The organism is Subtercola sp. YIM 133946, from assembly GCF_036553535.1.
Taxonomy (GTDB): Bacteria; Actinomycetota; Actinomycetes; order Actinomycetales; family Microbacteriaceae; genus Subtercola.
Genome location: NZ_JAZHPE010000050.1, coordinates 121,713 through 130,756, shown reverse-complemented (window position 1 = coordinate 130,756; position 9,044 = coordinate 121,713). Strand labels below are relative to the sequence as shown.

At 66.2% G+C, this 9,044-nt stretch carries 7 protein-coding genes; 1 reads left to right on the top strand and 6 read right to left on the bottom strand.

From position 1 onward, the window contains the following. Window positions 1-61: 61 nt before the first annotated feature. Window positions 62-2,233 carry an ATP-dependent Clp protease ATP-binding subunit gene (locus V3W46_RS17625; protein ID WP_331784446.1) on the bottom strand — a complete coding sequence of 724 codons (2,172 nt, stop codon included), beginning with the start codon at window positions 2,231-2,233 and terminating at the stop codon, window positions 62-64. Window positions 2,234-2,407: 174 nt separating this feature from the next. Between V3W46_RS17625 and mptB the strand changes: the two genes are divergently transcribed. Further along, on the top strand, window positions 2,408-3,988 hold the full coding sequence (gene mptB, locus V3W46_RS17620) for a polyprenol phosphomannose-dependent alpha 1,6 mannosyltransferase MptB (RefSeq protein ID WP_331784445.1): 1,581 nt from the start codon (window positions 2,408-2,410) through the stop codon (window positions 3,986-3,988). Between the two features lie 3 nt (window positions 3,989-3,991). On the opposite strand, the gene V3W46_RS17615 is transcribed toward mptB, so the two are convergent. The 5 genes from V3W46_RS17615 to dnaK form a co-directional block, all read right to left on the bottom strand. Continuing rightward, on the bottom strand, window positions 3,992-4,870 hold the full coding sequence (locus tag V3W46_RS17615) for a hypothetical protein (RefSeq protein WP_331784444.1): 879 nt from the start codon (window positions 4,868-4,870) through the stop codon (window positions 3,992-3,994). Window positions 4,871-4,890: 20 nt separating this feature from the next. Beyond that, window positions 4,891-5,307, bottom strand: coding sequence for a heat shock protein transcriptional repressor HspR (locus V3W46_RS17610; RefSeq protein ID WP_331784443.1), 417 nt, complete (start codon window positions 5,305-5,307; stop codon window positions 4,891-4,893). Window positions 5,308-5,429: 122 nt separating this feature from the next. Beyond that, window positions 5,430-6,431, bottom strand: coding sequence for a DnaJ C-terminal domain-containing protein (locus tag V3W46_RS17605; protein WP_331784442.1), 1,002 nt, complete (start codon window positions 6,429-6,431; stop codon window positions 5,430-5,432). Further along, a complete protein-coding gene (locus V3W46_RS17600) occupies window positions 6,424-7,134 on the bottom strand; it encodes a nucleotide exchange factor GrpE (RefSeq protein WP_331784441.1) in 711 nt (236 codons plus the stop codon). The genes V3W46_RS17605 and V3W46_RS17600 overlap by 8 nt, the downstream gene beginning before the upstream one ends. 2 nt (window positions 7,135-7,136) lie before the next feature. Next, entirely contained in the window at window positions 7,137-9,005 is a 1,869-nt protein-coding gene (gene dnaK / locus V3W46_RS17595; RefSeq protein ID WP_331784440.1) for a molecular chaperone DnaK, read from the bottom strand. Window positions 9,006-9,044 lie beyond the last annotated feature (39 nt).

Below are 9,044 nucleotides of genomic sequence, written 5' to 3'. Positions count from 1 at the left end.
TCGGGGGGGTTTCGATACGCGCTCCGCGCTACTCAACCAGCGGGCGGGCGGGGGGCGGCGGTCAGCCGCCCGTCACGAGATCGGCGGGGGCGGTGGCCACCGTGAGGGCGTCGCCCTCGGCGGCGAGACCCACGTAGACGGTTTCGCCGTCGCGGATGGCCCCCGAGAGCAGCGCCATCGAGAGGCGGTCGTCGATCTCGTGCTGCATCAGCCGGCGCAGCGGCCGGGCGCCGTACACGGGGTCGTAGCCCTTGTCGGCGAGCCAGGCCCGGGCATCCGGAGTCACCGCCAGCGACAGCCCACGCTGCGAGACGCGCGACGCGAGCCGGTCGACGTAGAGCGACACGATCTGGGCGAGGTCGTCATGCGACAGCGCCGAGAACACCACGATGTCGTCGAGCCGGTTGACGAACTCGGGCTTGAAGGCCTGGCGAACGACCTGCATGACGAGCTCTTCTTTCGACTCGTCAGACAGTGTCGGGTCGACGAGGTACTGCGAGCCGAGGTTCGAGGTCAGAATCAGGATGGTGTTCCTGAAGTCGACCGTTCGACCCTGCCCGTCGGTCAGCCGCCCGTCGTCGAGCACCTGCAGCAGCACGTCAAACACCTCCGGGTGCGCCTTCTCGATCTCGTCCATCAGCACGACGGAGTAGGGGCGCCGACGCACGGCCTCGGTCAGCTGGCCGCCCTGCTCGTAGCCGATGTACCCGGGAGGGGCGCCCAGCAGCCGCGCCACCGAGTGCTTCTCGCCGTACTCGCTCATGTCGATGCGGATCATCGCCCGCTCGTCGTCGAACAAGAACTCGGCGAGCGCCTTGGCCAGCTCGGTCTTGCCCACGCCGGTCGGACCGAGAAACAGGAACGAGCCCGTCGGGCGATTCGGGTCGGAGATGCCCGCGCGGGTGCGCCGCACGGCGTCGGCGACCGAGCGCACGGCCGTCTTCTGGCCGATCAGGCGCTTACCCAGCTCGCCCTCGAGGTTGAGCAGCTTCTCGGTCTCGCCCTGGGTGAGCCGGTCGACAGGAATGCCTGTCCAGGCGGCGATCACGGCCGCGATGTCGCTGTCGGTGACCTGATCGTTCACCATGCGCTCGACGTCGGGGTTCTGCTCGGCACTCTCGGCTTCGCGCAACTGACGCTCGATCACGGGAATCTCGCCGTACAGCAACTTGGATGCCCGCTCGAGGTTGCCCTCACGCTGGGCCCTCTCGGCCGCCATCCGCGCCGCATCGAGCTGCGTCTTCAGTTCACCGACGCGGTTCAGCACTGCGCGCTCCTTCTCCCAGCGCTCCTGCAGCACACCGAGTTCGGCCTGCCGCCCGGCCAGGTCGGCCCGCAGACGCTCGAGACGCTGCTTGCTCGCGTCGTCTTTCTCCTTCTTCAGCGCCAGCTCTTCGAGCTTCAGCCGGTCGACGCTGCGGCGCAACTCGTCGATCTCGACGGGGGCCGAGTCGATCTCCATGCGCAGCCGCGAGGCGGCCTCGTCGATGAGGTCGATGGCCTTGTCGGGCAGCTGGCGACCGGTGATGTACCGGTTCGAGAGCGACGCGGCGGCGACCAAAGCGGCATCGGCGATCGAGACCTTGTGGTGCGCCTCGTAGCGCTCCTTCAGGCCGCGCAAAATGGCGACGGTGTCTTCGACGCTCGGCTCGCCCACGAACACCTGCTGGAAGCGGCGTTCGAGCGCGGCGTCTTTCTCGATGAACTCGCGGTACTCGTCGAGTGTCGTCGCGCCGATGAGGCGCAGCTCGCCGCGCGCGAGCATGGGCTTCAGCATGTTGGAGGCCGCCACCGAGCCCTCGCCGCCGCCCGCGCCCATGAGCGTGTGCAGCTCGTCGACGAACGTGATGATCTGGCCGTCGGCGTCGTTGATCTCCTTCAGAACGGCCTTCAGCCGCTCTTCGAACTCGCCGCGGTACTTCGCACCCGCCACCAGTGCGGCGAGGTCGAGCGAGACGAGCTGTTTGCCCTTCAGCGAGTCGGCCACGTCGCCCGCGACGATGCGCTGGGCGAGGCCCTCGACCACGGCGGTCTTGCCGACGCCGGGCTCGCCGATGAGCACGGGGTTGTTCTTGGTGCGCCGCGTCAGAACCTGGCTGACCCGGCGGATCTCTGCGTCTCGACCGATGACGGGGTCGAGCTTTCCACTGGCGGCGATCTCGGTGAGATTGACGCCGTACTTCTCGAGGGCGCTCTGCTGCTCCTCATTCTGCTGACCGCTCTGCGGCTGCATCTGGCTGGTACCTTCCTTGCCGGTGTTGACGAATCGTTGTTCGAAAGAGGGTGGCGGCCCAAACCTGAGCCGACCTGACTCAAGTTTAGCGAAAAGGGAGGTCTTCCGCCAGTGTTTAGCTCACGGTCATGCCGTTAACAGCCGCCATCTCATAGAGTATTTACAGTGAGAAGTATGTTGAGGCGTGAACTCGGCTCACCGCTGGTTCTGGGGCTGGTGGCGACGCTCTTCATCGCGCTCGGATCGCTCGGCGTCGGCTGGATCGGCCCGGGCTCGAACGTGCTCAGCTGGCCCGTGATCAGCACGCTGCGGTCGAACGACGTGGCGGGGTACGTGCTGTCGATCGTGGTCATCGCCGCGAGCATCCTGCTCATCATCGCCTGGCTGAAGCTCGGCGTGCAGATGCGAAACGCTCCCGACGAAGCTCTTCGCCGCGTCATCACCGCGAGCATCGCCTGGGCGGTGCCGCTGATCTGCACGGTGCCGCTCTACACGCGCGACATGTTCGCCTACGTGGGTCAGGGCCGCCTCATGCTCGCGGGCTTCAACCCCTACTACGACGGCATCTCGGCACTGCCGGGGTGGTTCAACATCGGCGCAGACCCCATGTGGGCCAACGCCAAGACGCCGTACGGCCCGCTGTGGCTCTGGATAGAGCAGATGATCATGGGCGCCGTGAACACCTCACCGGTCACCGCCATCGCTCTGTTCCGGATGATCGCCGTCGCCAGTGCCGTCGTGATTGCGCTCTACGCCTACCGCATCGCGCGGCTGCGCGGGCTCGACCCCACGAAGATACTCTGGCTCGTGGCCGCCAGCCCGCTGATCATGTTCAACTTCGTCGTCGGCGGACACAACGACGCCCTGATGCTCGCGTTCATCGTCGCCGGCATGTACTACGCCCTGACGAAACACCCGATCGTCGCCACGCTGCTCGTCGCCGCTGCCATCGGGGTCAAGCCGATCGCTCTGCTGGCACTGCCGGTCATCGGCATCATCTGGGCGGGTCAGAGCCGCACCCTGCGCAGCACCCTCAAGTACTGGATTGCGACGTTCGCACTGTCGGGCGCCGTGCTTGCCGCCATGGGCTGGGTCACGAACGTCGGTTTCGGGTGGATCTTCACGCTCGCCACGCCCGGCACCGTGCAGCACTGGTACGCCCCGGTGAGCATCATCTCCGGCGCGTTCGGCGGCACGTTCGACGCCCTCGGCCTCGACAGCACCACGCCGGTCTCGATCGTCAAGATGGCGGCCCTCGCGCTCATGGTCGTGTTCGTCGCGTGGATCATGTTCACCATGCGCAAGATCGATCCGCTCACCCGTCTCGCGCTCGCCTTCGCCGCCGCCGTGCTCTCGTCGACGGTCATCCACCCGTGGTATGCGGCGTGGGTCGTCGTGCTCTTCGCTCTGGTCGGCCTCAAAGAGGGAATCCAGACCCATCTCGCCGTAGCGGTGACGATCTTCTTCGCCTCGGCGAGCATCGCTGAGACCATGGACATCCCCGATGCCGTTCAGGGCGATGTGGTCTCGCAGATCATCCGCAACGTCATCATCAGCGCAGGCGCCGTCGCCCTCATCGCGGCGTACTGCCTGCACGAAGACCTGTCGCTCACCGTCTTCGTCAGACGCCTGCGCGACGCGTGGCAGCAGCGCACAGCCACCCGGGCCCTCGCCCGCGCGAACAGCGCACCGGTCTTCACCGGCGTCTCACACGCGCCCGCCTCGAAACCGCCGTCGCGTACCGACTCGCCCTGACGGTCAGAGGCCGAGCTTCTGCACCCAGTACGACAGAAACGCCGCCCCCGCCTCGTCGTGCACGAGGTCGCCCTCGATGATCACCCGGTACGGGCGGTCGAGCACCCCGTCGGCCGGCCGCACGTCGACGTGCGCCACGTCGTACCCAGCGGAGTACAGGTAGTCGGCCATCTTGTAGTCGCTGCGCGAGTCGCCGACCGACCGCCAGACGTGCGGAACCTCGCCCAGCTCGGTGAAGTAGCCGAGCGCCCGTTCGGCGCCGCGGTCTTTGTCGAGCGTGACCGACTCCACGTCGCTCGAGATGATCGTCGGGTCGATGCGAAAAGGCACGTCGCCGGCGGCGTTCGCCACCTCACGGTCGCCGTACCGGGCACCCAGCCCGTGCTCGACCAGCAGGTCGAACGCCAGCTCGTTGTACTCGAGCTGGGCGGCCTGGAACACAGCGTGATCTACCTCGGTGCGCTGCTCGACCGACACCATGGCGCGCTTGGTGGCGTCGAAGAACATGGTGTCGGCGAAACGGTCGTCGATCATCCGTCTGATCTCGTCGGCAAAGTACTGCGGCAGCGACACGCTGGTGTCGACCTCGACCTCACCGGGCCCGCCGGGGCCCAGAGTGAACCACACCGCGCCCTTCTCGCAGACCACGAACATGCGGCCGCCCGACGCCAGCGCCGCACTCAGCCCCGCGGCCATCAGCGGGGCAACCACCTGTTCGCGAACGAACGCGTCGCTGCGACCCGTGATGAAGGCGATCGGTACACCCCCGGAGGCTAGCTTCACCAGGTCGGTGAGGATGCCCGGCTGCACGATCGAGCGGGTCAGCGGTGACGCGATCGGCCCGTCGATGTCGAGCAGCAGTCCGAGGGGCGCAGTGGTCATGCCCCCCATTCTCGCAGCCGTCAGGGGCGCCAGACGACGACCTCGGTGCGGCGCTGGGTGCGCGTTCCGCTCTTCAGGCTGACGATGTCGCCCTCGGCGCCGGCCGCGAAGACGCGGCGGCCGGGGCGGTTGAGCAGCTCGTCGGCGAGCGCCGATTCGAGCTCGCGCACGCGGGTGGCGAGCTGCTGGTTGAGGTTCTCGAGGTCGAGGATGCGGCGGATGCCCTCCAGGGTGATGCCCTCGGCGCCGAGCCGCGCTATCTCGCGCAGCTGCATGACATCGCGCAGCGAATACCGCCGCGACTTACCGGCGGTGCGCTTGGGCACGACGAGGCCGAGCCGGTCGTACTGCCGCAGCGTCTGCGGGTGCATCTCGGCGAGCTCGGCGGCGACGGCGATGGCGAACAGGGGGGCGTCTTCGTTCACTGGCACGCTCATCGCCCTCCTGTTCGCCTTTCGTGATTCTCTATGTTGTCACCGGTTTCGATACGGCTCGCTTCGCGTGCCTACTCAACCAGCGTTGTTGCGCGTGCCTACTCAACCAGCGGCGTGTGGTCGTGCTACTCGTGGGCCTTGGCCAGCAGCTCGGCCCGCGGGTTCTCCTGCGGTTCGAGAGCGTGGAAGGCCTCGAGGGCCTCACGGGCCTCGGCCGACAGGTGCGATGGAACCGCGACCTGAACCACGGCGAGCAGGTCGCCTGTGCCCTTGGCTGTCTCGACGCCGCGGCCCTTGACCCGCAGCACGCGCCCGCTCGGGGTGCCTGCGCCGACCCGCAGTTTGACGGGGTCGCCACCGAGGGTCGGAACCTCGATGGTGGCACCCAGCGTCGCCTCGACGAAGGTCACGGGCACGTTGACCCGGAGGTTCAGCCCGTCACGTTCGAAGACGGGGTGCTTGCGCACCGACACCGTCAGAACGATGTCGCCCGCCTCGCCGCCGTCGGGGCTCTTCTCGCCCTTGCCGCGCAGCTTGATCTTCTGGCCGTCAGACACACCGGCGGGAATCTTCACCGTGATGGTGCCGCCGTCGGAGGTCTGCAGCTTGATCGTGTCGCCCTTCGTCGCAGTGACGAAGTCGACGGTGGTGCGGGCGCTGATGTCACGGCCCCTGGTCGGGCCGCCGAAGCCGCGGAATCCGCCGCTCGGCTGGCCGAAGCCCTGGTTGCCACCGAACATGCCGCCCAGCAGGTCGTCATACCCGGCCTGCTGGAAGGAGTAGTTCGCGTTGCTCGCGCCCCCACCCCGGCCGCCGCCCCCGAACATGCCGCCGAACACGTCTTCGAAGCCGCCCGACTGGCCCTGGCCACCCGCCGTGAAGCGAGCACCAGAACCCATCGCGCGAATCTGGTCGTACTCTTTGCGCTGTTCGGGATCAGACAGCACCGAGTTGGCCTCGCTGATCTCTTTGAACTTGGCTTCGGCCGAAGCGTCACCCGGGTTCGAGTCGGGGTGGTACTGGCGGGCCAGCTTTCGATACTGCTTCTTCAGGTCAGCCTCAGAGACGTCTTTCGACACCCCCAGCACCTTGTAGAAATCCTTATCGAACCAGTCCTGGCTAGCCATTCGGCACCGCTACGACAACTTTCGCCGCGCGAAGCAGTGACGAGCCCAGGTAGTACCCGGTCTCGACGACATCTGCGACGGTCTCGATCTGAACGTCGGCGCTCGGCTGCTGAAAGATGGCCTCGTGGATCTGGGGGTCGAACATGTCGCCCTTCGCTCCGAACGGGGTCAGGCCGAACCGCTCGACACCGACGCGCAGCTTGGCCACGATCGACACGAACGGCCCCTCGGCGAGGTCGCCGTGCTTCTCGGCACGGTCGAAGTCGTCGAGCACCGGCAACAGCACCTTGACGACTTCGCCGACCGTGCGCTCACGCTCGATCTCTCGGTTCGCCTCGGTGCGCTTGCGGTAGTTCGCGTACTCGGCGGTCACCCGCTGCAGGTCGGCGAGCCGCTCGGCGGCCAGGTCGGAGTCGTCGGTCTGGCCGGCGCTCACGGCATCGAGAAAGTTCAGGTCGTCGTCGTTGAGCTCGCCTTCGCCCACGGTCTCACCTTCCTCTGCTGCCTCGGAGTAGCCTTCTGAATCGTCGTCGCCGGTCGGCGTCTCGACATCGGGGCCTTCGGCCTCGATGAACGACGCGTCTTCAACCGGCTCACCCGTCACCGGGTCAGTTGCGTCTGCACCTGACCCGGTCGGGTTGCCCTGGCCTGACTCCTCGTCGCTGTGGTCGTTACCGCCATGCTTTGATTCGTCTACGGCCATTGTTACTTCTGCTCTTTCGTTTCGTCGTCGTCGACAACCTCTGCGTCAACAATATCCTCGTCAGAGGGAGCCTCTTCAGAGGGCGCCTCAGAACCGGATGCCGCCGCGGCCTCGTCGGCCTGCGAGTTGGCGTAGATGGCCTGGCCGAGCTTCGACTGGCTCTCGTTGAGCTTGTCGAACGCGGTCTTGACCGCCTCGTCGTCGTCACCGGCGAGGGCGCTCTTCAGAGCATCCACATCGGCCTGAACCTCAGTCTTGACGTCGTCGGGCAGCTTGTCTTCGTTGTCTTTGATCAGCTTGTCGATCGAGTAGGCGAGCTGCTCGCTGGTGTTGCGGGTCTCCGCAGCCTCGCGGCGCTTCTTGTCTTCGGCCGCGTGCTCTTCAGCCTCGCGAACCATGCGCTCGATGTCTTCTTTCGCCAGCGACGAGCCGCCGGTGATCGTCATCGACTGCTCTTTGCCGGTGCCCTTGTCTTTGGCAGACACGTGCACGATGCCGTTGGCGTCGATGTCGAAGGTGACCTCGACCTGCGGGATGCCGCGCGGAGCCGGTGCGATACCGGTCAGCTCGAACGTACCGAGGTTCTTGTTGTCGCGGGTGAACTCACGCTCGCCCTGGAAGACCTGGATGGCCACCGACGGCTGGTTGTCGTCTGCGGTCGTGAAGGTCTCGCTGCGCTTGGTGGGAATGGCCGTGTTGCGCTCGATGAGTTTGGTCATGATGCCACCCTTGGTCTCGATGCCGAGCGACAGCGGAGTGACGTCGATGAGCAGAACGTCTTTGCGCTCGCCCTTCAGCACGCCGGCCTGCAGTGCGGCACCGACGGCCACGACCTCGTCGGGGTTGACGCCCTTGTTGGGCTCGCGACCACCGGTCAGCTTCTTGACGAGCGACACGACGGCGGGCATCCGGGTCGAGCCACCGACGAGAACCACGTGCGAGATGTCGGCGACCGAGACACCGGCCTCCTTGATGACGTCATGGAACGGCTTCTCGGTGCGGGCCAGCAGGTCTTGCGTCAGCTCTTCGAACTTCGCGCGGCTGAGGGTCTCATCGAGGTTGGCAGGGCCGCTCTCGGTCAGCGAGAGGTAGGGCAGCTGGATGGTCGTCGAGAGCGAGCCCGACAGTTCCTTCTTGGCCTGCTCAGCCGCTTCCTTCAGGCGCTGCTTGGCGATCTTGTCGTTCGAGACGTCGACACCGGTCGAGTCCTTGAAGCGCTTGACCAGGTAGTCGACGATGCGCTGGTCCCAGTCGTCGCCGCCGAGGCGGTTGTCACCGGCGGTCGAACGCACCTGGATGGTGCTGAAGTCGTCGTCTTTGCCCACTTCGAGCAAAGACACGTCGAAGGTACCGCCACCGAGGTCGAAGACCAGGATGAGCTCGTCTTCCTTACCCTTGTCGAGGCCGTACGCGAGCGCCGCAGCGGTCGGCTCGTTGATGATGCGCAGCACGTTGAGGCCCGCGATCTCACCGGCCTCCTTGGTGGCCTGGCGCTCGGCGTCGTTGAAGTACGCGGGAACGGTGATGACCGCGTCGGTGACCTTGTCGCCGAGATACGACTCGGCGTCACGCTTCAGCTTCGCGAGAATGCGGGCCGAGATCTCCTGCGGGGTGTACTTCTTGTCGTCGACGGCGACAGTCCAGTCGGTACCGATGTGACGCTTGACACTCGCGATGGTGCGGTCGACGTTGGTGACGGCCTGGCGCTTCGCGGTCTCACCGACGAGCACCTCGCCGTCTTTGGTGAATGCGACGACCGACGGCGTGGTACGGAAACCCTCCGCATTGGCGATGACGGTGGGTTCTCCACCTTCGAGCACGGACACAACTGAGTTGGTGGTTCCGAGGTCGATTCCTACGGCACGAGCCATGTGCTTTACTCCTTCTTGGCCTTGCGGCCGGCTTAAGAT

What these genes read in the sequence shown, in the direction of transcription:
- V3W46_RS17625 (WP_331784446.1), bottom strand. Translation starts at nt 2,233, where the DNA reads ATGCAGCCGCAGAGCGGTCAGCAGAATGAGGAGCAGCAGAGCGCCCTC.
- mptB (WP_331784445.1), top strand. Translation starts at nt 2,408, where the DNA reads ATGTTGAGGCGTGAACTCGGCTCACCGCTGGTTCTGGGGCTGGTGGCG.
- V3W46_RS17615 (WP_331784444.1), bottom strand. Translation starts at nt 4,870, where the DNA reads ATGACCACTGCGCCCCTCGGACTGCTGCTCGACATCGACGGGCCGATC.
- V3W46_RS17610 (WP_331784443.1), bottom strand. Translation starts at nt 5,307, where the DNA reads ATGAGCGTGCCAGTGAACGAAGACGCCCCCCTGTTCGCCATCGCCGTC.
- V3W46_RS17605 (WP_331784442.1), bottom strand. Translation starts at nt 6,431, where the DNA reads ATGGCTAGCCAGGACTGGTTCGATAAGGATTTCTACAAGGTGCTGGGG.
- V3W46_RS17600 (WP_331784441.1), bottom strand. Translation starts at nt 7,134, where the DNA reads ATGGCCGTAGACGAATCAAAGCATGGCGGTAACGACCACAGCGACGAG.
- dnaK (WP_331784440.1), bottom strand. Translation starts at nt 9,005, where the DNA reads ATGGCTCGTGCCGTAGGAATCGACCTCGGAACCACCAACTCAGTTGTG.